The organism is Massilia phyllostachyos (genome assembly GCF_021044825.1).
GTDB classification, from domain to species: Bacteria; Pseudomonadota; Gammaproteobacteria; order Burkholderiales; family Burkholderiaceae_D; genus Telluria; species Telluria phyllostachyos.
The window spans coordinates 1,428,018-1,451,566 of the sequence record NZ_JAJNOC010000001.1; the positions used below are offsets into that span (position 1 = coordinate 1,428,018).

Below are 23,549 nucleotides of genomic sequence, written 5' to 3' on the forward strand. Positions count from 1 at the left end.
TTCAGGAAAGCTGGGCGCGCGCCCGTTCCAGCAGCAGCGCGCGTTCGCGGCCGTTGGCCGTCATGCCGGCGGCGCGCTCGAATTCGCGGCGCGCTTCGTCACGCCGTCCCAGCTTCGCGAGCAGGTCGGCGCGCACGCTGGGGAGCCAGTGGTAGCCATCGAGCTTGCCGCTGGACGAGATCGCGTCGGCCAGCGCCAGGCCGGCAGCCGGGCCGTCGGCCATGCCCACCGCGACCGCGCGGTTCAGTTCCACCACCGGCGACGGCTGGACCCGGGCCAGCTCGCCATACAGCGCCGCGATGGCGGGCCAGTCGGTCTCCGGCGCGCTGTGCGCCCGCGCGTGGCAGGCGGCGATCGCGGCCTGCAGCAGGTAGGGGCCGCGCCCCCGGCCCAGGTGCTGCGCGCGCTCCAGCGCGGCCAGGCCGCGCCGCAGCAGCACGCCGTCCCAGCGCGAACGGTCCTGGTCCAGCAGCAGCACCGGGCGTCCGTCGGCGTCCAGGCGCGCGCCCATCCGCGAGGCCTGCAGCTCCATCAGCGCCACCAGGCCGAGCGCCTCCGGCTCGCCGGACGCCAGTTCGGCCAGCATGCGGCCCAGGCGCAGGGCTTCGTCCACCAGCGCGGGACGCATCCAGTCCTCGCCCGCGGTGGCGGTATAGCCTTCGTTGAAGATCAGGTAGACCGCTTCCAGCACGGCGCCCAGGCGCATCCCCAGTTCGGCGGGCGGCGGCAATTCGAAGGGCACGTTGGCCTCGCCCAAGGTACGCTTGGCGCGCACGATGCGCTGGGCCATGGTGGACTCCGGCACCAGGAAGGCGCGCGCGATCTCCTGGGTCGACAGGCCGCCCAGCAGCTTCAGGGTCAGCGCCAGGCGCGCATCGAGCGACAGCACCGGGTGGCAGGCCGTGAACATCAGGCGCAGCAGGTCGTCCTGGAACACGTCGTTGCGCCTGGCATCGAGACTGTCGACGAAATCGGGCGCCACCAGCGCCTCCTGTGCTTCGAGATCGAGACCGATCTGCTCCAGCTTCTGTTGCAGCAGGCGGTCGCGCCGCAGCCGGTCGAGCGCGGCGTGCTTCGCCGTCGTGGTCAGCCAGGCGCCGGGGTTGTCCGGGATGCCGGAGGTCGGCCAGTGCTCGAGGGCCGACACCAGGGCGTCCTGGGCCAGTTCCTCGGCCAGGCCGACGTCGCGCACCATGCGCGCGACCACCGCCACGATCTTAGCGGACTCGATGCGCCAGACGGCGGCGATGCTGCGTTCGACCTCCGCGCTCATCGTCAGATGGCGGCATCCGCTGTTGCCGGCTGCTGCTCCGGCATGGCTTCCATGTACACCAGTTCCCAGATATGGCCGTCGAGGTCTTCGAAGCCATGCTGGTACATGAAGCCATGGTCCTTCGGCGCGCTCGGCCAGGCGCCGCCGGCCGCTTTCGCCGCAGCCGCCATGTCGTCGACGGCGGCGCGGCTGTCGCAGGACAGGCATAGCAGCACCTCGGTGCTCTTCGAGGCGTCGGCCACCGGCTTGGCGGTGAAGGTCTGGAAGTAGGCTTCGGTCAGCAGCATGACGTAGATGGTGTCGCTGACCACCATGCAGGCCGCCTTGTCGTCGCTGAACTGCGGGTTGTTGACGAAGCCGAGGGCTTCGAAGAAGGCCTTGCTGCGCGCCAGGTCCTTGACCGGGAGGTTGACGAAGATCTGCTTGTTCATGGGTGTCTCCTTCTGGTTGATCAGGCCGCGGCCGGTTGCTGTGCCGGCATCTCGGCGATATGGGTCAGCGCCCACATATGGCCATCGAGGTCTTCGAAGCCGTGCTGGTACATGAAGCCGTGGTCTTCCGGGTCTTCCGGCAGGGTGGCGCCGAGCGACAGGGCCTTGGCGGCCAGCGCATCGACTTCTTCGCGGCTGTCGCAGAACAGGCAGAGCAGGGCGATGGTGCTCGAGCGTGGGTCGGCCATCGGCTTCTTCGTCAGGGTGCCGAAGAAGGATTCCTCGCACAGCATGACGAAGATGTCGTCGGAGATGTTCATGCCGGAGCCCTGCTCGCTGCTGAACTGCGGATTGAAGCTGAAGCCGAGGGCGGTGAAGAAGGCCTGGCTGCGGGCGAGGTCCCGGACCGGGAGGGTAATGGCGAGCTGCTTTTTCATGAGGCTTCCTTTCAGGCGGTGGCTTGGTTGGCGGTGCACAGCGTGCGCAGGTCTTCGGGTTCGTAGAAGGGGCGCACTTCGATTTCGGCGTCGGCGGATTCGCCGTGCGGGGCCGGGAAGCGGCGCGACCACTCCATCGCCTCTTCGCGCGAACGCACCTGGATCAGGGTGTAGCCGGCGATCAGCTCCTTGGTCTCGGCGAACGGCCCGTCGGTGAAGGAACGCCGCCCTTCGTGGAACTGGACGCGCCAGCCGTCGTGCGACGGCCGCAGCCCGTTGGCTTCGAGCAGGACCCCGGCCCGGGCCAGCTCCTGGTTATAGTCGTGCATGGCGTCGAACAGCTCCTGGCTCGGCAGGATGCCGGCCTCCGAGTCTGCCGAGGCCTTCACGATGATCATGAAACGCATGGTGGTCTCCTTGTCTTGGGATCGAAGTGTTTTTCGGACGCTTCCATCCCCACGACGAGGGAAGGACTGGCGATTCGACATCGCGCGCTAAAATTTTTTTGCCGGGCCTAGCGCATGAAGCAGGGCCCCAATCCGCGGACCTCGACCGTCGCCCATTCGGCCGCCGGACACTGCTGCGCCAGCGCCACCGCTTCCTCGTGGGTGTCGACGTCGACCAGGAAGAAGCCGCCGACCATCTCCTTGGCTTCGGCGAAGGGACCGTCGACGATGCGCGCCTTCCCCCCGGGCGTGGATACGCGCGCCGACTTCTCCAGCCCCGCCAGCGATTCGGCCGCCAGCAGCAGGCCCTGGCGGCGCAAATCGTCGCCCCAGTCCAGCATGCGCCCGTAGAGTACGCGGCCTTCGGCTTCGCTGCGGTCGCTGCGCTGGCCGACCGGTTCGTGGATCAACAGCATGTGCGGCATGGGGTTCTCCTCGTGGTTGGACCCGGCTATTCTAAGCTGCGTTGGCGCGGCTGGCACGCTGCGCCGCACCCATCCACCATTTCATGGCCAACTGCACGACGAGGGCGGCGCCGGTCGCCAGCAGGAAGGCCATGCCGATCGATTGCTGCCGCAGTAGGAGTGACAATGTCACGCAGAACACGGCGAATGCGACATAGCCCTTGATCATCCCGCGCAGCAGTGCGACCGCGAAGCCCGCACCGCTGGCGCGGTGCGAGAAGCCGACCAGCACCGTGCTCATGACGGGGAACATGGCGAACAGCCCGGACAGGCGCGGGCCGAGCGAGGCCGCGGCATAGGTCACGCTCATGGCCAGGACCGCGCCGGCCAGCATGCGCCAGGGCAGGTCGTTCGCCGGCTTGCCCGTGACAGGCTCCTCTTGCGGCGCAGGACCGAACAGCAAGGGCGCCACCGACAGGCCGGCCAGCACGGCGACAAAGCCGGCCCCCAGCGGCAGCGACACCGCCTGCAGCACCACCACAGTTAATCCATAGGCCAGCAGGGCGGCCAGCATTGCGCGCGGCATGCCGCGCCGCGCATTGCGCGCATAGGCGACGCTGAAGACCAGGATGGCCAGCACCGCCATCAGGGTATCGGCGGCGGCGACGGCGGCAAAGGCGGCGCCCTGTTCCAGCGCGAGAACCAAGAGGATCGGGCCGGCGACGATGGGAAAGGCCGACAACCACCCGGCGACCAGCGGACCCCAGCGGCGTCCGGCCAGGGTGACGAGGGCAATGAGGGCCGGAACGAGCAGAAGCTTCAGGAGAAAAAGCATGCGGGATGAATAGGGAGTTGAAATAAAAAACGCCCGCTTTCGCAAGCGGGCGTTTCGAGTAGCAGGCTAAAACAATCAGAGCACGTCGCTGGCGTGGTCCGCCAGGCGCGAGCGTTCGCCGCGCGCCAGGGTGACGTGGCCGCTGTGGCCCCAGCCCTTGAAGCGGTCGACCACATAGGTCAGGCCGCTCGAGCCTTCGGTCAAATACGGCGTGTCGATCTGCGCGATGTTACCCAGGCACAGGATCTTGGTGCCGGGACCGGCGCGCGTGACCAGGGTCTTCATCTGCTTCGGCGTCAGGTTCTGCGCCTCGTCGATGATGAGGAACTTGTTCACGAAAGTACGGCCGCGCATGAAGTTCAGCGACTTGATCTTGATGCGCGAGCGGATCAGGTCCTGCGTCGCCGCGCGGCCCCAGTCGCCGCCGTCGCTGTCCGACTTCATCAGCACTTCCAGGTTGTCGTCGAAAGCGCCCATCCACGGCGACATCTTCTCTTCCTCGGTGCCCGGCAGGAAGCCGATGTCCTCGCCCACCGGCACGGTGACGCGGGTGACGATGATCTCGTTGTACTGCTTGGTTTCCAGCACCTGGGCCAGGCCCGCGGCCAGCGCCAGCAGGGTTTTACCCGTACCGGCCTGGCCCAGCAGCGTGACGAAGTCGCACTCCGGATTCATCAAGAGGTTGAGGGCGAAGTTCTGCTCGCGGTTGCGCGCCGTGATGCCCCAGACATTGTTCTTGTTGTGGCTATAGTCGCGCAGGGTCTGGAACACGGCGGTCTTACCATTGATCTGTTTCACCTGGCCATAGAAGGGCGCTTCGCCGTTCTGCGGTTCGATGAACACGAACTGGTTCACCAGCAGGGTCGGAATCACGGGACCGGTCACGCGGTAGAAGGTGGCCGAGTTGCCGTTCTTGTTTTCCTGCCAGGACTCCATGTCCTTGCCATGCTTGTTCCAGAAATCGTCCGGCAGCTGGACGATGCCCGAGTACAGCAGGTCGGTGTCTTCCAGCACATGGTCGTTGAAGTAATCCTCGGCCGGCAAGCCCAGGGCGCGCGCCTTGATGCGCATATTGATGTCTTTCGACACCAGCACGATCGCGCGGCCGCCCATCTGGCTTTCCAGCGCACGCACCACGCCCAGGATCTGGTTGTCGGCCTTGCCCGATGGGAGGCCTTCCGGCAGCGGGGCGGCGTCCAGTCTGGTCTGGAAGAACAGGCGGCCCTTGGCGTCCTTGTTGCCGAGCTTGGCCAGCGGGATGCCGGCCTCGATCGCATCGTCGTCGATGTTGGCGATCAGGGCGTCCAGGGTGCGCGAGACCTGGCGCGCATTGCGCGCGACTTCCGACATGCCCTTCTTGTGGTTGTCGAGCTCTTCCAGCGTCATCATCGGCAGGTAGACGTCGTGTTCCTCGAAGCGGAACAGCGAGGTCGGGTCGTGCATCAGCACATTGGTGTCGAGCACGAACACCTTGCCGGCGCCGGCCTTGTCTGCCTTGCGGCTGGTGGACGACTTGACGGTGACTTCGACCGGCTTGTGCTTGGCCGGATGCGGCTGGTCCGCGTCGGTTTCCTTGAGGCGGGCGACCGGCGCTTCCTTGGCCTTGCGGGCGGGGGCATTGGCGGCGGGCGCTTCGGCGCGCGGCGCCGCTGCGGGGACGGCGGTGACTGGAGCAACTGCGGGTTCGTTGGCGGCGGCCTTGGTCTTGCGTGCTTTCGTCGCCTTCGGCGTCGGCACGGCCTGGCCGCTGATCAGGTCTTCGAGGTCGGCGTCGGTCTTGGCGGACACCGGGCGCACGGGCGACTTGCCCGGTTCAGCCTTCGGATAATCTTTTGCCAGCAGCATGGTCGCTGGCTTGGTAGGCATTTTTGGCAGTGGCATCTTGTTCTCTATATCGAAAAATGACTTGGTGGGGACGCGCACGGACGCGGCAGGGCGACGCCGCGGCGCGGGAACGATGCAACTAGGAAGGCTTGGTGGAATGCGGGCTGCAAGCCGGAGGATGCCGGTCCGGCTGGAGCCAGGAATGGTTGGTGCAGGTTTGATTGAAACGTGTGACTCAAAATAGGCGGCAGCTCAGCTTAGTGTCAAGTTGATTACTGGAGCCATCCATATTCAGGGCTGGCTCCTCAGAAATTCCAGCACTTCGGCCACGTGGTCGTTGACTTTCACGCCACGCCATTCTTTCACCAATCGGCCTTGAGCGTCAATGATAAACGTACTGCGCTCAATCCCGCGCACTTGTTTGCCATACATGTTTTTCATCTTCATGACAGCGAACTGATTGCAGACTTTTTCTTCCGGATCAGAGATCAATTCGAAGGGCAGGCCGAGCTTGCCCTTGAAGTTCTCGTGCGAGCGCAGGGAGTCGCGGCTGATGCCGTAGATCTCGGCGCCCAGGGCCTGGATCTCCGGATAGGCTTCGCGGAAGGCGATGCTCTCGGTGGTGCAGCCGGGCGTGTTGTCCTTGGGGTAGAAATACAGCACGGTGTACTTCGCCGGCCGGCCGGCCAGTTCGAAGGTCTGCTCGCCGGTCATGGGCGCGGAAAAATTGTCGACGGGTGCGGCGGTGAGGCTTTCGGCCACGGGGTTCTCCTGGCGGGTCATGGCGGCATTGCTGCCGGGTTCCTGGCGGGGCAGGGACGAATACCGGAATGATAATCGGCGCTGTGCTCCCTCGCTAGTTCTGTATGGACGGATTGTTGGCAGGAAAGGTGAGGTAATGTTTCAAAATTTCAAGATATCAAGTTGAAATTATTTCTTGCATTGCGAGATTGGTCGTCCCCGGTGTCGACATTTTTTACAGTTCGAACGGGGCACCGAACTAAAGTACTGTTTTAAATAACAATTTCAAACTGGCATGAAAGTTGCTTTTAGAGATTGTAAATTGCAATCCATTATTAAAGGACTCCCATGCGTACCATCCGTAACCTCATCGTCGCCGCCGGCCTCGCCCTGGCCGCCGTTCCGGCATTCGCCGAATACGTGAATATCTACGATAAAGTCGAGGGCAAGGGTCCGCTTGGCCAGCAGTGGACCGGCAGCTGGGCAGAGGGCTGGAACCGCTACGAGTGGGCCAGCGACGTAACCATCGCGCGCAATACGCTGTCCTACGACTACCTGTCGGGCGGCGGAGCCTGGGGTACGCCGACCCAGACCTATGTATTCGGCACGACGGCGGCCAAGGCCGGCGAACTGAAGCTGAACATCGATCTGGTCTCGAACGCCGAATGGCCGGGCCTGGCAAACGCCATGTACATCTGGCAGGGCGACATCGGCAACAAGGTTTTGCTGGCGGGCGTACCCGGCGGCGACGCCGTCTCGATCACCTACACCGTGAACCTGAGCCTGGGCGAGGCATGGGGCTTCATGGCCGTCGGCGGCAGCATGGACGAGAACAACTACAGCTACACCGGCCCGCTGTTCGGTTCCTTCATCGTGACGGATCCGTCGGCAAGCGGCGATGTGCCGGAACCGGCTTCGCTGGCGCTGCTGGGCCTGGGCCTGCTGGGCTTTGCCGCAGCCCGCCGCAAGGCTTGAAGATGTCTTCGCGGCGCCTCCCGGGCGCCGCTCCTGCAGGCCCGCTCAGCTGCGGGCCAGCAGCACCACGCCCAGCATGATCACGCCGATGCCGAGCAGGCGTTGCAGCGAGATCGCTTCTCCCAGAAACATCCAGGCGCCGACCGCGCCGATCACATAGCCCAGCGACAGCATCGGGTAAGCCACCGTCACGTCGGTGCGCGACAGGCCCATGATCCAGACCACCAGCGAAACCACGTAGCACAGCATGCCGGCCATGATCGGCCATTGGGTGGCGACCTTCAGTCCGGTCGCGAACCAGTTGTCGCGGGTGAGGTGGATGGCGCCGCCGAGGGCGTTGGTGCCGGCCTTGAGCAGGAGCTGGGCGGCGGCGTTCAGGATGACGCCGGTGATGATGAAGGCAAATGCCGCGGGACTCATGCCCCGGCGCCGTCGTCGATGATCAGGGCCAGCGTGACCTTGCGTCCTTCGCCCATCAGCACGTTATAGGTGCGGCAGGCGGCCTGGCTGTCCATGCTTTCGACGCCGACGTGCATGGCGGAGAGGCTGGCGACCAGCTTCGGGTGCACGAAGCGCTGGCGCGCGCCGGTGCCGAGCACCACGACGTCGGGCTTGTCGGCGGCGATCTGTTCGAAGTGGGCGGCGCTCAGGTCTTCGAAGCGCGTCACCGGCCAGGGCCGCGGCGCCACCTCGGGCATGACGATCAGGCTGAAGTTGAAGCGCTGGGCATTGATCTCGACCCCGCCGGCGTCGTAGCCGGTGACGGTCTGGTACTTCTCGTTATTGTCGGAATGGAGCTTCATGGTGGCGGATCCGGTTGCTTTCTGTAAGGGACATTGTACCCGGAGAGGCGAGGTTGCTTAAATCGGGCGGTTTCGGCAGAATGGTATTTTTCGCACTGCAACAAAGCGCCCACCGAGCTGGAGACACATGCGACCGATCCTGAAATCGAACAAGCTGGACGATGTTTGCTACGAAATCCGTGGCCCGGCGCTGGAAAAGGCCCGTCAGATGGAAGACGACGGCCAGAAGATCATCAAGCTCAATATCGGCAACCTGGCCGTATTCGGTTTCGACCCGCCCGACGAGATCGTGCACGACATGATCCGCAATATGCATGGCGCGGCCGGCTACACCGATTCCAAGGGCATGTTCGCGCCGCGCAAGGCCGTCATGCACTACACGCAAGGCAAGAACATCGCCGGCGTCGGCATCGACGACATTTACCTGGGTAATGGCGCGTCTGAACTGATCGTCATGGCGATGCAGGGCCTGCTGAACAACGGCGACGAGGTGCTGGTGCCGGCGCCCGACTATCCGCTGTGGACCGCGGCGGTCAGCCTGGCGGGCGGCAACCCGGTGCACTACGTCTGCGACGAGCAGAGCGGCTGGCTGCCGGACATCGAGGACATGCGCAAGAAGATCACGCCGAACACGCGCGCGATCGTCGTCATCAATCCGAACAACCCGACCGGCGCCCTGTACCACCGCGAGGTGCTGCTCGAGATCGTCGAGCTGGCGCGCCAGCATGGCCTGATCATCTACGCCGACGAAATCTACGACAAGACCTTGTACGACGGCGAGGAGCACGTCTCGATCGCCTCGCTGGCCGACGACGTGCTGTTCCTGACCCTGAACGGCCTCTCCAAGAACTACCGTTCCTGCGGCTACCGCGCCGGCTGGATGGTGGTGTCGGGCGAAAAGCGCCATGCCAAGGGCTATATCGAGGGCCTGAACATGCTGGCCTCGATGCGCCTGTGCGCCAATGCGCCGGGCCAGTACGCGATCCAGACCGCGCTGGGCGGCTACCAGAGCATCGCCGACCTGGTCGGCCCGGGCGGTCGCCTGCTCAAGCAGCGTGACCTGGCCCATAAACTATTGACTGATATTCCGGGCGTGACCTGCGTGAAGCCAAAAGCTGCGCTGTACATGTTCCCGCGCCTCGATCCGAAGATGTACCCGATCACGGACGACCAGCAGTTCATCTGCGAACTGCTGTCCGAGGAAAAAGTGCTGCTGGTGCAAGGCACCGGCTTCAACTGGATCAGCCCGGACCATTTCCGGCTGGTCTTCCTGCCCAACTCCGACGACCTCACAGACGCCTGTGGTCGTATCGCGCGTTTCCTCGACGGCTACCGACGACGCCACGCGCGCTGACATCACGTATACAACGGATAACTCATGAAACCCATCAAAGTAGGCCTCCTGGGCGTCGGCACCGTCGGCGCCGGCACCTTCAACGTTCTTCAGCGCAACCAGGAGGAGATCCGCCGCCGCGCCGGCCGCGGTATCGAGATTACGATGGTGGCCGCCCGCAACCTGGACAAGGCGCGTGCCGTGGTCGGCGCCGGGGTGGAAGTGACCGGCGATCCCTTTGCGGTGGTGAACAATCCGGACATCGATATCGTCGTGGAATTGATCGGTGGCTACGAGCTGCCGCGCAGTCTCGTGCTGCAAGCAATAGCCAACGGCAAGCATGTCGTCACCGCCAACAAGGCGCTGCTGGCGCTGCACGGCAACGAGATCTTCGCCGCCGCCCAGGACAAGGGCGTCACGGTCGCCTTCGAGGCGGCGGTGGCCGGCGGCGTGCCGATCATCAAGGCGCTGCGCGAAGGCCTGACCGCCAACCGCATCGCGTCGGTAGCCGGCATCATCAACGGCACCACCAATTTCATCCTGTCCGAGATGCGCGAAAAGGGTCTGGACTTCGCCACGGTCCTGAAGCAGGCCCAGGAACTGGGCTACGCCGAGGCCGACCCGACCTTCGACATCGAAGGCGTGGACGCGGCGCACAAGCTGACCATCATGTCGGCGATCGCTTTCGGCATCCCGGTGCAGTTCGACAAGGCCTATATCGAAGGCATCAGCCAACTGCAGGCGCGCGACATCCGCTACGCCGAGCAGCTCGGCTACCGCATCAAGCTGCTGGGCATCACCCGCCGTACGCAGACCGAGTCCGGCGAGGGCATCGAGCTGCGCGTGCACCCGACCCTGATTCCGGCCTCGCGCCTGATCGCCAACGTCGAAGGCGCGATGAACGCGGTGCTGGTGCAGGCCGACGCGGTCGGCGCCTCGCTCTACTACGGCAAGGGCGCCGGCGCCGAGCCGACCGCCTCGAGCGTGATCGCCGACCTGGTCGACGTCACCCGCCTGGCCACGGTCGACCCCTACTGCCGCGTGCCGCACCTGGCCTTCCAGCCGAACCAGATGACCGACGTCGCCATCGTGCCGATGGCCGAGATCACGACCAGCTACTACCTGCGCGTCTACGTGAAGGACCAGCTCGGCGTGATGGCCGACCTGACCCGCATCCTGGCCGACGCCGGCATCTCGATCGACGCCGTACTGCAGAAAGAACCGGGCAACCAGGTCAACCTCGACATCATCATGCTCACCCACCAGACCCGCGAAAAAAACATCGATGCGGCGATCGCGAAGATCGAAACGCTGCCGGCGGTGATCGGCAAGGTGACGCGCATCCGTCTCGAGACGCTGAGCTGAGCTGGGTTCAACCGGGCGGCTTGCGGAAGTGGGAACGATTCGATTTCGGGACGCAGCTGTGCCCGGGACCGAATCGTTTTGTCATGTCATCGAGATACCCATGGGCTGCGGACAATAGCTTGGCAAGACCTCGCAGGACAGGGTGGCGGGCGCCTCGTCATCGTCGATGAAGGCGGAAGCGAGTGCCAGCATATCGTGTTCGATCTGGTCGAACAGCGCGGTCGTCACGCTGGCGTAGCAAAGGAGGAAGTCGGGAGAAGTCATCCGCGGATTCTACCTGCGCTGCGCTGCACAATTCATGCGTATGCGAGCACGTTTGCGCGGTTTCAACGGCGCTTCTTGATGCGACGGATTTACGCGGGACGCCGCTTGAACGAGGCTGCGGTCTATGCTTTTTACCCATTCGGTATCGCCAGCCGCGACTTTACGGTTTAGTATCTGCGACGCAAGAGTAAAGCAGAGCGGAACCCCCTTCGCGCTGTTGTAGATTACGGATTCCTTCTTTCAGACGAGCCTACCTGCATGAGCAAACCGAGCCAGTTTTCCCTGCTGACGCAACGCCGCTTCGGCCCGTTCTTCTGGACCCAGTTCTTCGGCGCCTTCAACGACAACCTGTTCAAGACCGCGCTGCTGGTCGCGCTGACCTTCGACACCGCCAACTGGACCGACGCCGACCCGGCGCTGATGAACAACCTGGTCGCCGGCCTGTTCATCCTGCCCTTCGTGCTGTTCTCGGCGACCGCCGGCCAGATCGCCGACAAGTTTGACAAGGGAAGCATGGCAAGGTTCGTCAAACTGCTCGAGATCGGCATCATGGCGGTGGCGGCGGTCGGCTGGCTGACCCACACACTGTGGATCCTGATCGCCGCCGTGGTCGGCATGGGTCTGCATTCGACCCTGTTCGGACCGGTCAAGTACGCCTACCTGCCGCAGCAGCTGAAACCGGAAGAACTGGTCGGCGGCAATGGTGTGATCGAGATGGGCACCTTCGTCGGCATCCTGCTGGGCGAGGTGGTCGGCACCCTGCTGGTCGGCTATAAGCCGTGGGGCATCGAGCTGGTCGTCGGCGGCACCATCCTGTGCGCGCTGCTGGGGCTGGCGGCGAGCTGGCGCATCCCGGCCTCGCCGGCGCCGGTGCCGGACCTGAAGGTCAGCCTGAACCCCTTCGTGGAATCGGTGCGCAACCTGAAGTTCTCGAGCAAGAACCGCACGGTGTTCCTGTCGATGCTGGGCAACTCCTGGTTCTGGTTCTATGGCGCCCTGGTGCTGTCGCAATTCCCGCTGTATGCCAAGGATTACCTGCATGGCGACCACAGCGTCATCATGCTGTTGCTGACGGTGTTTTCGCTGGGCATCGGCGCCGGCTCGCTGCTGTGCGAACAACTGTCGGGCCACAAGGTCGAGATCGGCCTGGTGCCCTTCGGCGCGATCGGCCTGTCGGTGTTCGGCATCGACCTCTACTTCGCCAGCGTGGCGTACACGAACACCGCGACGGTCGGCGCCATGACCCTCGTCACGCTGCCGGGCGTGTGGCGCATCATGATGGACCTGGTGCTGATCGGTGTGTTCGGCGGCCTGTTCATCGTGCCGCTGTTCGCCCTGATCCAAACCCGCTGCGACCCGCAGCACGTCTCGCGCACGATTGCCGGCATGAACATCCTGAATGCGATCTTCATGGTGGCGGCCGCGGGCGTGGCGATCGCACTGCTGGGGCAGGGTTTCACCATCCCTGAACTCTTCCTCATCACCGCGCTGCTGAACGCTTGCGTGGCGGTGTACATCTTCTCGCTGGTGCCGGAATTCCTGATCCGCTTCATGGCCTGGATGCTCATCCACACCGGCTACCGCGTGCGCACCATCGACGCCGACCGCATTCCGGACGAGGGCCCGGCGGTGCTGGTCTGCAACCACGTGTCCTACGTCGATGCCCTGGTGATCGGCGCCGCCAGCCCGCGCCCCATCCGCTTCGTGATGGACCACCGCATCTTCAAGACGCCATTCCTGGGCTGGCTGTTCCGGGCGGCGAAAGCGATCCCGATCGCGCCGGCCAAGGACGACCCCTTCCTGATGGAGCGCGCCTTCGTCGACATCGCCGAGGCGCTGCATGAGGGCGAGCTGGTATGCATTTTCCCGGAGGGCAAGCTGACCCATACCGGCGAGATCAACGAGTTCCGCGGCGGTATCTCGAAAATCGTCGAGCGCAGCAAGGTGCCGGTGATCCCGATGGCGCTGAGCGGCCTGTGGGGCAGCGTGTTCACGCGCGACCCGTCGAACATCTTCGAGCGCTCGTTCGCGCGCGGCATCCGCTCGAAGCTGGCGCTGGCCGTCGGCGTGCCGGTGGCGCCTGAGTCGGCGTCGCCGGAGTATTTGCAGCAGCAGGTGCTGGCGCTGCGCGGGGACTGGAAGTAAGGTTTTGTGGGGTGGACCTGGGCGGCCCCGCGGTCCTCCGCCCACGCGTTCAAATCACGCCTCCCGGCCCGCTCCCTTCTCAAGCCCGATAAGTGGCATTCAGAAACACCAATGCGCCAGGAATCGCCGCAATACCGATGAGCATGGGCGCGAGCGCCACCAGGCGCCGCCCTGGTTTCATCCGAGGAAGATGCGCACTGGCTTGCTTGTACGACTTCCAGCCGAGGTAGATGGCGAGCGGACCGAAGACGAACAAGGGCAGCACCAGCCAGCTGGTCCAGACGGTAAGAAGAGAACACAGGAGAGACAGGGCGGCCATGTCGGTAACTGGAATCCGGACGGTAGAGGCGTCAGAATAGCATTCTCGCCGGTAGCGCGACCGTTCGACTTGTTTCGCCTGGCCGGCGACTTCGCATGCGCCGACGCAAGAAAACATGCGCATTCACTAACAAAAGCCCGAGCTTTCCGCCGAGCTCTGTTATAATTCCGGAGTTAGTCGGGGCGTAGCGCAGCCTGGTAGCGTACCTGCATGGGGTGCAGGGGGTCGGAGGTTCGAATCCTCTCGCCCCGACCAACAAAATCGATCACTGAGGCCAGCCGCGGAGCTGGCCTTTGTCGTTAACAGCCGATTTCCAGAAATTGCCGCAGCTTCTGGAAAGGATGTACAGCCCCACACGGTAAGCGTGAGGCTGGATGAGGCAGGATTACTTACGGTTGCGCCGACGGACGAGGGCGAGAGCGCCAAGACCGAACAGAGCGATCGACGTAGGCTCCGGAATGGCAGCGACGTTTGCTACCCAGAACACACGTTGATCTTGGGCGGTCATTTCGGTGAAGTCCGAACCTGTAGCGTTGAAGGCCCAACCCGAAGTGAGATTTCCATTATTCACGTGAAACGACAGGCCAGCAGCCAGCGTGGTCTCGGCCTTGCCATTGGAACCGGGATTGTTAAACCCGTTGTAGAGGTTGGTGTCTGCGGTGTTTAATGCAGTTTCTTTGGCAGTCGTGAATCCCCAGGAGCCATAGGTCGACGTGCGATACCAGTTCAGGCCGTTGGACCAATTCTGTGTTGTGCCATTGTTATCGCCGCTATGGTCGGCGTACAGGATCTTGCTTGCCACATCCCACTCGCCCATTCCGACAACGGCATAGGCGCCAGCTGATGCATCCCACACGCCCATCGCTAGATAGTTGCCTTGACACGCGGACAGGACGCTCGCCATCGATACGGCGAAGTTCGCACCAGTCCGCGAGCACTCGGTCCACCCCCAATTGGCAACCTGCGTATTGCTGACATTAGTTTGAATACCAGTTGGAATGGTGGCTGCAGAGGCGATGGTGGAGCAAGCGAGGAGAGCCGTAAGAATCATTTTTTTCATCTTTTATATTCCCTAGTTAGTTTGAATCGGTATGCAGAGCAATATTTGTGCCAAGCAATAAAATCAAAGATTTATGTAAAGAAACTTGCAAGGTTGTAAAAAAAATCGACACCGTATATAGCATTTCACGTCCAAAGCACTGCCCCCTTTCGCTCCATGCTTAAGGATCCTAATCTCCGCCGCGAAGATTGCGAGCCACCACGTTCGACCCGATGCAGTCCTGCTACTTCAGTCGCGGTCGACGCGCGGTATGGAAGGAGATCGTCGCTGCGCTGCCACCGCCCGTCGTGCAGGCGACCGACCACATGACCGTCGAACTGCCGTGCGTCAGGTCGTGCACGACCATGTTATTCCCGTCCCTGACATCACCGCGGTGCAGCTGGCATCAGCACTAGCCGATGTCGGTGAACAGGCGCGCCCCTGTCCATTTCGGACTCGACAGTTCCGTGCGTAGGCCCCTGCTATGACGTTTTCTGGTGGGGTAAGGAGCGGTGCTCAGACCAGCAGCTTGAGCCCTGCCGCCATGTTGCGACGTCAGCTTTACTTGCTGAAAGCACCGAAATCCAAGCTCAACGGAAACTATCGCCGAGCCAAGCGAAGCGCATGCATGGCATGCGGCCATCGGGCGCCAGGCGCGATACAGATCATGCTTGCCGGTCCTCTTCATGGCTGGCGATCAGCACTGCAGCGGCGTACAGGTCTGGCGCCATGCGGGTGGGGACGCGGCGCGGGCCGAGGCGCCATTCGGTCTCGTTGCCGTTGTCGATCAGGAGGGTGCGGCAGCCGGCGCGGTTGCCGGCCTCGACGTCGTGCAGGATGTCGCCGACCATCCAGGAGGCGCGCAGGTCGATGCCGTGGTCGTGGGAGGCCTTGATCAGCATGCCGGGCGAAGGTTTGCGGCAGGCGCAGACCATGGCGTAGGCGCCGACGGTGCCGAGCGGATGGTGGGGGCAATAGTAAAAACCGTCCATCGTCAGGTTCTCGCGGAACAGCAGGTCGGACAGGCGGTCGGCCACCGGGCCCATCGCGTCTTCGCCGAAGCAGCCGTGGGCAATGCCGGACTGGTTGGTGATGACGAAGAAGCGGTAGTCGAGCCGGGCCAGCAGCCGAAGCGCGGCGCCGGCGCCGCTCACCAGGCGTATGCGGCGCGGTTCGACGTTGTAGGGAAGGTCGTCGACCAGGGTGCCGTCCTTGTCGAGGAAGATGGCTTTCATCCGCGCATTCCGTCCGGCCGGCCCGTTGGGCGCGTGAGGCGCAGCAGTGTCGACCTGCACTGGTCTTGCCGATCGGGTCGAGCATGCAGGCGGGATGAATGCCGGATGGGCATGGCGATAGTCCTCTTGTCAGGAAGTGAGTGGATGGGCAGGCTGGCGGAGCTCGCACAGCGCCGCGCGATACAGGGCAAGCAACTGCGTGGCCTGGCTTCGCCAGGTATGGTGTTCGCAGGCGCGGCGGCGGCCGGCCTCTCCCATGGCGCGCGCCAGGCCGGGATGCCGGTGCAGCCGCGCCAGCCGGTCGGCCAACGCGTTCGCATCGCGCGACGGAATCAGGAAGCCGCTGCCGCCGTCGTCGACCAGCGCGCCGATATCGCCCAGCTCGGATGCGATGACGGGACGGGCGCAGGCCATGGCTTCGATCAGCGCCATGCCGAACGGTTCGTACCAGGGCGTGGCGGCGCAGACGTCGGCGGCGGCGTAGAAGGCGCGCAGGCTGGCGCGCGGTTGCGGGCCGGCGAACTGCACGTGGGCGCCGACGCCCAGCTCGGAGGCGAGGTGGCCGAGACGGGCCAGCTCGACCCATTCGCCGGGGCCGCCGCCCACGACCAGCAGGCCGGCGTCGACGGCATGGCGCCGGCGCAGCAGGGAGACACCCTGGATCAGGGTATCGATGCCTTTGCGGGGCGCGACGCGGCCCAGGTACAGGACCAGGAAGCGTTCCTGGGCGAGCCCGAGGCTGGCGCGTGCCTCGGCCATGGGCTGGGGCCAGAGTTCTTCGGGCGCGAAGCCGCGCGGCGCGGGGACGACCCGTGCGGCTGCGATGCGGTACAGGCGCTCCAGCTGGCGGCTGTGCTGCGTGCCCGGCGACAGGATGCGGGCGGCAGCATGCAGCACCGGGGCGTGGGCGCCGTGAGGAGCGCGCAACCAGGATGGCGGTGCGCCGAACGTCTCCATGGCGAGCACGAAGGGAATGCCGCTTGCCTGCTGCAGGCGCAACGCGGTTTCCCCGGCGCGTAGGGACAGGGCATGGACGATGTCGAAGTCCGCGCCCTGTGACTGCGCGCAATCGCCGGGTGCTTTCCCACGCGGGCCGAGTGGCGCGTGGCGTGCCTGCCGGACCATGCGGCTTGCCGCCAGCGTCGACCCTGGTGTGCGCGAAGGGGCGGCGCCTGCCTCGCCCGCAACATCATCTGCCTCCGCGCCCGCGCGCCGGTCGGCCAGGTCGACGCTGTGACCCATACGTGTGAGCTGGAAAACGAGCCGGTCGAGGTGCACGGCGGCACTCTGCGCGGCCGGATCGTCCATTGCGACGCCGGTGAGCATGGCGATGCGCAAGCGCGCCGGACCGTCGGCCGGACAGGTAGGGTCGAAAGCGGTTTGCATGGAAAGCTCAGGCGAAGCGGACGCGGTAGCGCAGCGCGCCGGTCAGGCGCCAGAACACCGCCAGCGGCGGCAGCAGGGCGGAGGTGAGGACCAGGTCCGCCACGTGCGCCGGCGTGTGCGCCACCCCGCGCAGCCGGTGCGCGCACAGGCGGATGGTGAGCAGCAGCCAGGCGGCGAACGCCAGCGTGGCGAAGATGGTGAGGCCCATCAGGAGGCAGGCCAGGCCCAGCAGCAGCACGGCGACGATGGCGTAGTGGTCCCAGCGCGGGCGCGGCTCGATCTTCTGGCGGTACAGGGCGGGGTGCTTCTTGTACAGCAGCGCGTCGAACACCGCGTGGCGGATCTGCAGCAGGCTGGCGCCCCAGGGCGCCAGCCGCACCGGGTGCACCACCAGGGCGCGCGGCGCGCGCGCGATGGCGATGCCGTGTTCCAGCAGGCGGAAGTGCATGTCGGCGTCGCTGCCGCGCGGGACGCTGAAGCGCTCGTCGAAGCCCTCCAGGCGCTCCAGCACCGGCTTGCGCAAGAAGCAGTTGGCGCTGGTGAAGTCGGCCTCTTCGTGCACGCGCGCGCTGCGCTGCTGCTCGGTGGGGCGGGCCGGCACCGGCGTGCGGATGCGGCCGCAGACGACGTCGACGCCGTCCTGGCATGCGGCCAGGCCCTCGGCCAGCCAGGTGGCTTCGGGCACGGCATCGTCGGTGGTGAAGGCGACGATGGGGGCGCGCGCCGCGCGCCAGCCGCGGTTGCGCGCCGAGGCCGGCCCGCTCGGCCCGGGATTGGCGACGTAGGACAGGCGCGGGCCGCGCTCGATGGTGCGGGTGCGCCAGCCGGCGACCAGGTGCAGGGTGTTGTGGTTGGGTTCGTCGTCGACGACGACGATTTCGAAGCGCGCCGGATCGAGCCCCTGGCGCATCAGGGCGTCCAGGTTGCGATCGAGCAGGTCCATGCGGCCGCAGGCGGGCACCACCACCGAAACCGCGAGCGTTGCGTCATCCGTTGCAGGCATATCCACCTCCGCGTTGGTCCGCCGCCCGGCGCCACGCGGGTCGCTTCGTGCGACGGCGGCGATGCGTTCGGGCAGGCGTGTTGAGTGCGGTTGGAGTGGGCGCCGAACGGTCGGGTTCCGTTGAGCCGATGCTGCTTGGAGGTGGATCAAGAATCCGTGCGGGACGGCGCCTTGCCGGCCCGCACGGAGGAGAGGATGCGGCGGTCAGCCGCGCGAAAAGCCGGTATCGTCGTCCATCTTGCGGTCGCCCGCCAGGCGGTTGGCGCCGGCCGGGCTCTTCGGCAGGCCGCCGCCCAGGTCGTTCGATTCGTGGACCGGATTCTTTTCGGCGTCCACGCTCTGGGCCGGCTGCCAGCCCGGGTTGTCGGCGCGCGGCCCGCTGTTGCCGGGGCTGCGCGGCAGGCCGCCGGACACGTCGTTCGACTGGTGCACTACCGGCGTGTCGGGCACCGGGGCCTTGCCCTCGCGTGCGGCGGCGTCGGTCTGCGAGCCCGCGCGGTCGGTGCTCGACCGGCCCTGCCGATCCTGGGCGCTCATGGCCGGCTCCTTTTCACGTTCGGACCGATCGCCATGCCGGTGCCTTCGCCATGCGTGTCGCTTTGCCGGTTGCCGGGGCCCGCCTGCGCCTGGTAAGTGCCGGGCGGCGCGTCATGGTGGCGGCCCAGCGAGCCGCCCTGCAACTCGGGTTGGGCGGTATGTTGCGGGTTCATCCCGCCGGTGGTCTGGCTGTTGCCCGCGTGTGGGTGGACGTCGGTGCCCGAATGGCTGTCCCGATGCCCGACCGGCTGCTCCAGCAGGCCCCAGGCCCCCGAATGCTGTTCCATCTGGCGCTGGTGGCTGTCGGTGATGCCTTGTTGCGCGCCGGAGCCGCCGGTCTGCTGGCTCTGCAGCGACCCGCCCGGCAGGTCGTCCGGCACGGCGCCCGCCAGCGTGGTTTCGTGATCCGAACGTGCGCCGTCCTCCGCGGCGACTTCCTGCCGGCCCATGCGCGACGGCGGTTGCGCGCCGCGCATCTCGTTCTCGCCACGAATGTCCTGCTTCCGGCTGCTCTCTTGCGGATAGGTGTGGTCCAGCGGGCCGTCGGTGGTATTGCCCTTGGCGCCGGGTGTCCATTTTTCGTTGGCGCCGTTGTTCGTCTGGTTGTTCACTTCGCTGCGTTGGTTCGCATCCATGTCGACTCCTTTCGTTGCACAGGGAAGCGCGCCTGCGCCCCTGAAAGAGTCATGATGCGCGCTGTCCTACGCTTTCAGTATAGGAAGACGTAGGGGGGCCCTGTAGGACTGTTACTGATGGCTTTGTTGACTACTGGAAGTATATTTTCACTGGTGCATTTTCTGTCGCGCGAATTCCTACAAAGTCATCTGAAAGCGTCCTATACCCTCATCCAATTGCGCTGCCTAAGATGATTTTGCGCTCACTCAGCGGAGCGACGGAGCATCCTGCCGCAGGACGCGGCGGTTTATAAGTGAACAGGGAGAAAATCATCATGGCCTCAGGTAATCAAGGTAACAAGCAGGGTAGCAACCAGGGCGGCAACAGCCAGAGCAGCGGCACCCGCAATCGCGGCTTCGCTTCGATGGATCCGGCCCGCCAGCGTGAAATCGCCAGCCAGGGCGGCAAGGCGGCCCACGCCAAAGGCACTGCCCACGAATTCACCTCGGAAGAGGCACGCCGTGCCGGCAGCATGAGCCATGGCAACCGACAGTCGGCCAGCACCGGTTCGGGCGGCCCGTCGCGCGCCGCCTCGTCCAAGGGCGGCCGCGCTTCGCAGGGCGGCAACCGCGGCGGCTCGAAAGAGTAAGCCGGCTTGCGCCGCTGCCGCATGACGGCCGGGCGCGGTGGAAGTGGAACGGGGAGCGCAGGCTTCCCGTTTTGTTTCTATTTGGATCGGGGATGCGGTAGAATCGCTGCGCCTTTTTCAACCTTTTCCCTAGGATCCAAGTCGTGAAATCTGCGGTCATTCGTGAAGTCAAGAGCATGTCCATGTCGTGCGACAAGGTCGGCAACCTGTTGCTGGTCAAGTTCACTGCGCAGGGCGCGAGCGATGTGTGCATCCAGGTGCCGGCCAACATCGTGTTCTGGCTGCTCAAGCACCTGCCCGTCAACCAGGATCCGCGCCTGCAGCCGCCGCCGGCTCCCTCGCCGATCACGCAGCAGGATTGGGACAATCCCTACACCCCGCGTGCGCAATACGTGCAGTGCAAGGAAATGCCGGGCAAGCTGCGCATGACCTTCGTCTCGAACGCCAAGGAAGACCTGGTGGTGGTGCTGGACCGCAGCAACGTCGAGCTGATGCGCCAGGTGATGATCGCCTACACCAAGGACCTGATCGATCTCGACGCGCAGTAAGAATTCCGTCGCGGCGCCGGGGAAGGGCAGGCCCGCTGCCTTATGATTGCCGGTAGCCGCGCACGCAGCGCCACGCTTCAGCTTTCACAAGGATCAGCCATGCCCATCAAAATCAGCCAGACCTTCGACTCCGGCGCCATCGACGTCGTCGACGCCAGCAACCCGAAACAGATCGACCTGAAACTGCGCAAGGATTCGCACGCCGACATCCACCAGTGGTTCCATTTCCGCCTGCAGGGCGCGCGCGGCCAGGCCTGCACGATCCGCTTCCTGAACGCCGGCCAGGCGACCTATCCGAAGGGCTTCGAGGATTACCAGGTCGCGGCCAGCTACGACACCGAAAACTGGTTCCGGGTGCCGACCAGCTTCGACGGCCAGGTGATGACGGTCAACCACACGCCCGAACTCGACAGCATCTACTACGCCTACTTCGAGCCCTACACCTGGGAGCGCCACCTGCGCCTGCTCGGCGAAGTCGCCGAGAACCCGATCGCGCGCGTGCACGACATCGGGACCACCATCGACGGCCGCGACATGAACCTGGTCGTGATCGGCAACCCGCAGGCGGAAAAGAAGATCTGGGTGATCGCGCGCCAGCACCCGGGCGAAACGATGGCCGAATGGTTCGTCGAAGGCATGATGGATGCGCTGCTCGACGACGCCAACCCGGTGGCGCGCAAGCTCTTGCAGCGCGCCGTGTTCTACATCGTGCCGAACATGAACCCGGACGGCTCGGTGCGCGGCAACCTGCGCACCAATGCCGCCGGCGCCAACCTGAACCGCGAGTGGATGACCCCGACGCCCGAGCGCAGCCCGGAAGTGCTGTGTGTGAAGGAGAAGATTCACGAAACCGGTGTCGACATGTTCTTCGACATCCATGGCGACGAAGCCTTGCCCTACAACTTCGTGGCCGGCAGCGAGATGCTGGCCGACTTCACCCCGGAGCGCCTGCAGGAGCAGAACGCTTTCATCGAGCGCTACATCGCGGCCAGCCCGGACTTCCAGAAAGTCTATGGCTATGCGGCCAGCAAGTACAACGAGGAACTCCTGACCCTGGCCTCGAAGTACATCGGCCACACCTTCAAGTGCCTGTCGCTGACCCTGGAGATGCCGTTCAAGGACAACGCCAACCTGCCCGACCCGCACACCGGCTGGAACGGCGCGCGCAGCGCGGCCCTCGGCGCGGCGATCCTGCAGCCGATCCTGCAGACCCTCGACTGAGGGGAGCGGCATGGGCGTCGAAATCGAACGCAAGTTCCTGGTCCGCGGCGACGCCTGGCGCACGCTGGGCGCGGCGACCCTGCTGCGCCAGGGCTACCTGTGCGCGGACCCTGAGCGCACCGTGCGCGTGCGCATCGAGGGCGAGCAGGGCGTGCTCACGATCAAGAGCAAGAACGAGGGCGCCAGCCGCGGCGAATGGGAGTATCCGCTTCCCTTGCGGGATGCCGAGGAATTGCTCGACCGCCTGTGCGAACGCCCCCTCGTCGAAAAAATCCGGCGCCGCATCGACTACCAGGGGTTTACCTGGGAAGTCGACGAGTTCCTCGGCGAGAACGCCGGCCTGGTGGTGGCCGAGATCGAGCTGCCGGCCGAAGACACCGCTTTCGAACGGCCCGAGTGGATCGGCCGGGAAGTCACGGGCGAGCGCCGCTACTACAACTCCAGCCTGATCAGGCTGCCTTTCTCGAAGTGGACCACCGCATGATCCATGCATCGCGCCGCAGCCTGCTGGCGTTCACCATTGCTGCCGCCTTCGCCGCCGTGCTGCCCGGCGTCGCGTCGGCCCAGCAGGGCTATTTCCCGCCAGCCGGCGACTGGGCCCGCAAGGCGCCCGCCGAGCTCGGCATCGATGCGCAGGCGCTCGCCTCCGCCGTCCAGTTCGCACAAGCGCACGAGACCAGGCGCGCCCTCGACTTCTCGGACCAGGACGCGACCTTCGGCAGCCGCCTGGGGTCGATGCCGACCATGCGCGCCCATACCAATGGCCTGGTGATCTACAAGGGCTATGTGGTCGCGGAATTCGGCGACACGAACTTTGTCGACCCGACCTATTCGGTGGCCAAGAGCATGCTGGCGACCGTAGCCGGCGTGGCCGTGCGCGATGGCCGCCTGAACGTCGACGAGCCGGTTGCGAAGCGCGTCGACGATGGCGGCTATGCCTCGCCCCGCAACGCCCAGGTGACCTGGAAGCATCACCTGCAGCAGGAGTCCGAGTGGGAGGGCAGCCTGTGGGGCAAGAACGCCGACTTCATCGGCAAGGAAGCCTTCGGGGCGGGCGAGCGCAAGCCGCGCGTGTTGCAGGCGCCGGGCGGCTTCTACGAATACAACGACGTGCGCATCAACCGCTTCGCCCTGTCGCTGCTGCGCGTGTTCGGCAAGCCGGTGCCGGAGGTGTTCCAGGAACAGGTGATGGGGCCGATCGGCGCCTCGAACAGCTGGAAGTGGGTGCCTTACTACAACAGCTACGTGGAATTGAACGGCAAGATGACGCCGTCGGTTAGCGGCGGCACCCGCTGGGGCGGCGGCATGTGGATCGATTCCTGGGACATGGCGCGTTTCGGCTACCTGTGGCTGAGAAATGGCGCCTGGAACGGCAAGCAGATCCTGCCGCAAAACTATGTGAAGGCGGCACTCACGCCGAGCGTCCACGGGCCCGACTACGGCTATCTGTGGTGGCTCAATACCAAGGGCAAGAACCTGCCGGGCTTGCCCGCCACTGCCTATGCCGCGCTCGGTGCCGGCAGCAATACCATCCTGGTCTCGCCCGAGCACGACCTGGTGATCGTCTGGCGCTGGCATGCCGGCAACGTGGCCGACTTCGCGACGAGGGTCATCGCCAGCCTGCCGCGCTGATCCATCCTCGACCCACCCCTCCGACGGCCCGCTTCTGCGGGCCGTCGTGCTTTCCGATGGAGCGTCAAGCGTTTCGCATGGAACGTAGT

27 protein-coding genes and 1 tRNA gene are annotated in these 23,549 nt (G+C 65.0%); 10 read left to right on the forward strand and 18 right to left on the reverse strand.

Annotated elements, in window-relative coordinates:
- Position 1: 1 nt before the first annotated feature.
- The 8 genes from LQ564_RS06190 to LQ564_RS06225 all read right to left on the reverse strand — a co-directional run bounded on the left by LQ564_RS06190 (position 2) and on the right by LQ564_RS06225 (position 6,433).
- The gene (locus LQ564_RS06190; protein WP_231057194.1) at positions 2-1,273 is read right to left on the reverse strand and encodes an RNA polymerase sigma factor; all 1,272 of its coding nucleotides are present in this window, start codon (positions 1,271-1,273) and stop codon (positions 2-4) included.
- Between the two features lie 2 nt (positions 1,274-1,275).
- Positions 1,276-1,704: a VOC family protein gene (locus LQ564_RS06195; RefSeq protein WP_231057195.1), complete on the reverse strand. Its 429-nt coding sequence runs from the start codon at positions 1,702-1,704 to the stop codon at positions 1,276-1,278.
- A gap of 20 nt (positions 1,705-1,724) precedes the next feature.
- Entirely contained in the window at positions 1,725-2,141 is a 417-nt protein-coding gene (locus LQ564_RS06200; protein ID WP_231057196.1) for a VOC family protein, read from the reverse strand.
- A gap of 11 nt (positions 2,142-2,152) precedes the next feature.
- Positions 2,153-2,548 carry a YciI family protein gene (locus tag LQ564_RS06205; protein WP_231057197.1) on the reverse strand — a complete coding sequence of 132 codons (396 nt, stop codon included), beginning with the start codon at positions 2,546-2,548 and terminating at the stop codon, positions 2,153-2,155.
- Positions 2,549-2,655: 107 nt separating this feature from the next.
- Positions 2,656-3,012, reverse strand: a complete 357-nt coding sequence (locus tag LQ564_RS06210) for a YciI family protein (protein ID WP_231057198.1) — start codon at positions 3,010-3,012, stop codon at positions 2,656-2,658.
- 31 nt (positions 3,013-3,043) lie between these two features.
- A complete protein-coding gene (locus LQ564_RS06215; RefSeq protein ID WP_231057199.1) occupies positions 3,044-3,826 on the reverse strand; it encodes a hypothetical protein in 783 nt (260 codons plus the stop codon).
- Positions 3,827-3,901: 75 nt separating this feature from the next.
- The gene (locus LQ564_RS06220) at positions 3,902-5,707 is read right to left on the reverse strand and encodes a PhoH family protein (protein WP_231057200.1); all 1,806 of its coding nucleotides are present in this window, start codon (positions 5,705-5,707) and stop codon (positions 3,902-3,904) included.
- A 234-nt stretch (positions 5,708-5,941) separates the two neighbouring features.
- Entirely contained in the window at positions 5,942-6,433 is a 492-nt protein-coding gene (locus LQ564_RS06225; RefSeq protein WP_269143404.1) for a peroxiredoxin, read from the reverse strand.
- A gap of 306 nt (positions 6,434-6,739) precedes the next feature.
- On the opposite strand from LQ564_RS06225, the gene LQ564_RS06230 reads away from it, so the two are divergent.
- Positions 6,740-7,366, forward strand: a complete 627-nt coding sequence (locus LQ564_RS06230; RefSeq protein WP_231057201.1) for a PEP-CTERM sorting domain-containing protein — start codon at positions 6,740-6,742, stop codon at positions 7,364-7,366.
- Between the two features lie 45 nt (positions 7,367-7,411).
- Here LQ564_RS06230 and LQ564_RS06235 read toward each other — a convergent pair whose 3' ends face one another.
- Together LQ564_RS06235 and LQ564_RS06240 are read right to left on the reverse strand one after the other, a co-directional pair.
- Positions 7,412-7,786: an SMR family transporter gene (locus LQ564_RS06235; protein WP_231057202.1), complete on the reverse strand. Its 375-nt coding sequence runs from the start codon at positions 7,784-7,786 to the stop codon at positions 7,412-7,414.
- Positions 7,783-8,169, reverse strand: a complete 387-nt coding sequence (locus LQ564_RS06240; protein WP_231057203.1) for an Mth938-like domain-containing protein — start codon at positions 8,167-8,169, stop codon at positions 7,783-7,785. Before LQ564_RS06240 ends, LQ564_RS06235 begins: the two co-directional genes overlap by 4 nt.
- Positions 8,170-8,296: 127 nt before the next feature.
- Here LQ564_RS06240 and LQ564_RS06245 point away from each other — a divergent pair, with 127 nt between their 5' ends.
- Both LQ564_RS06245 and LQ564_RS06250 read left to right on the forward strand, forming a co-directional pair.
- Positions 8,297-9,523: a pyridoxal phosphate-dependent aminotransferase gene (locus tag LQ564_RS06245; RefSeq protein ID WP_231057204.1), complete on the forward strand. Its 1,227-nt coding sequence runs from the start codon at positions 8,297-8,299 to the stop codon at positions 9,521-9,523.
- A gap of 24 nt (positions 9,524-9,547) precedes the next feature.
- On the forward strand, positions 9,548-10,867 hold the full coding sequence (locus tag LQ564_RS06250) for a homoserine dehydrogenase (protein ID WP_231057205.1): 1,320 nt from the start codon (positions 9,548-9,550) through the stop codon (positions 10,865-10,867).
- Between the two features lie 81 nt (positions 10,868-10,948).
- Here LQ564_RS06250 and LQ564_RS06255 read toward each other — a convergent pair whose 3' ends face one another.
- On the reverse strand, positions 10,949-11,131 hold the full coding sequence (locus LQ564_RS06255; protein WP_231057206.1) for a hypothetical protein: 183 nt from the start codon (positions 11,129-11,131) through the stop codon (positions 10,949-10,951).
- A 258-nt stretch (positions 11,132-11,389) separates the two neighbouring features.
- Here LQ564_RS06255 and LQ564_RS06260 point away from each other — a divergent pair, with 258 nt between their 5' ends.
- Entirely contained in the window at positions 11,390-13,276 is a 1,887-nt protein-coding gene (locus tag LQ564_RS06260; protein ID WP_231057207.1) for an MFS transporter, read from the forward strand.
- Positions 13,277-13,355: 79 nt separating this feature from the next.
- On the opposite strand, the gene LQ564_RS06265 is transcribed toward LQ564_RS06260, so the two are convergent.
- Complete coding sequence (locus LQ564_RS06265) at positions 13,356-13,595, reverse strand: hypothetical protein (RefSeq protein ID WP_231057208.1); 240 nt, start codon at positions 13,593-13,595, stop codon at positions 13,356-13,358.
- Between the two features lie 178 nt (positions 13,596-13,773).
- Here LQ564_RS06265 and LQ564_RS06270 point away from each other — a divergent pair.
- Positions 13,774-13,850, forward strand: a tRNA-Pro gene (locus LQ564_RS06270).
- Positions 13,851-13,980: 130 nt separating this feature from the next.
- On the opposite strand, the gene LQ564_RS06275 is transcribed toward LQ564_RS06270, so the two are convergent.
- From LQ564_RS06275 to LQ564_RS06300, 6 genes are all read right to left on the reverse strand, one after another.
- Positions 13,981-14,655, reverse strand: coding sequence for a PEP-CTERM sorting domain-containing protein (locus tag LQ564_RS06275; RefSeq protein ID WP_231057209.1), 675 nt, complete (start codon positions 14,653-14,655; stop codon positions 13,981-13,983).
- Between the two features lie 644 nt (positions 14,656-15,299).
- A complete protein-coding gene (locus LQ564_RS06280; RefSeq protein ID WP_231057210.1) occupies positions 15,300-15,869 on the reverse strand; it encodes a D-glycero-alpha-D-manno-heptose-1,7-bisphosphate 7-phosphatase in 570 nt (189 codons plus the stop codon).
- 129 nt (positions 15,870-15,998) lie between these two features.
- Positions 15,999-17,255 carry a glycosyltransferase gene (locus LQ564_RS06285; RefSeq protein ID WP_231057211.1) on the reverse strand — a complete coding sequence of 419 codons (1,257 nt, stop codon included), beginning with the start codon at positions 17,253-17,255 and terminating at the stop codon, positions 15,999-16,001.
- 7 nt (positions 17,256-17,262) lie between these two features.
- A complete protein-coding gene (locus tag LQ564_RS06290; RefSeq protein WP_231057212.1) occupies positions 17,263-18,258 on the reverse strand; it encodes a glycosyltransferase family 2 protein in 996 nt (331 codons plus the stop codon).
- A 204-nt stretch (positions 18,259-18,462) separates the two neighbouring features.
- Positions 18,463-18,795 carry a hypothetical protein gene (locus LQ564_RS06295; protein ID WP_231057213.1) on the reverse strand — a complete coding sequence of 111 codons (333 nt, stop codon included), beginning with the start codon at positions 18,793-18,795 and terminating at the stop codon, positions 18,463-18,465.
- Entirely contained in the window at positions 18,792-19,430 is a 639-nt protein-coding gene (locus LQ564_RS06300) for a hypothetical protein (RefSeq protein WP_231057214.1), read from the reverse strand. Before LQ564_RS06300 ends, LQ564_RS06295 begins: the two co-directional genes overlap by 4 nt.
- Before the next feature lie 314 nt (positions 19,431-19,744).
- Between LQ564_RS06300 and LQ564_RS06305 the strand changes: the two genes are divergently transcribed.
- From LQ564_RS06305 to LQ564_RS06325, 5 genes are all read left to right on the forward strand, one after another.
- Complete coding sequence (locus LQ564_RS06305; protein WP_231057215.1) at positions 19,745-20,059, forward strand: KGG domain-containing protein; 315 nt, start codon at positions 19,745-19,747, stop codon at positions 20,057-20,059.
- Between the two features lie 176 nt (positions 20,060-20,235).
- Entirely contained in the window at positions 20,236-20,607 is a 372-nt protein-coding gene (locus LQ564_RS06310) for a hypothetical protein (protein ID WP_231057216.1), read from the forward strand.
- A 99-nt stretch (positions 20,608-20,706) separates the two neighbouring features.
- Positions 20,707-21,828, forward strand: a complete 1,122-nt coding sequence (locus tag LQ564_RS06315) for a M14 family metallopeptidase (RefSeq protein WP_231057217.1) — start codon at positions 20,707-20,709, stop codon at positions 21,826-21,828.
- A gap of 10 nt (positions 21,829-21,838) precedes the next feature.
- Positions 21,839-22,312, forward strand: a complete 474-nt coding sequence (locus LQ564_RS06320; protein WP_231057218.1) for a CYTH domain-containing protein — start codon at positions 21,839-21,841, stop codon at positions 22,310-22,312.
- Positions 22,309-23,460, forward strand: a complete 1,152-nt coding sequence (locus LQ564_RS06325; RefSeq protein WP_231057219.1) for a serine hydrolase domain-containing protein — start codon at positions 22,309-22,311, stop codon at positions 23,458-23,460. The genes LQ564_RS06320 and LQ564_RS06325 overlap by 4 nt, the downstream gene beginning before the upstream one ends.
- The last annotated feature ends 89 nt before the right edge of the window (positions 23,461-23,549 follow it).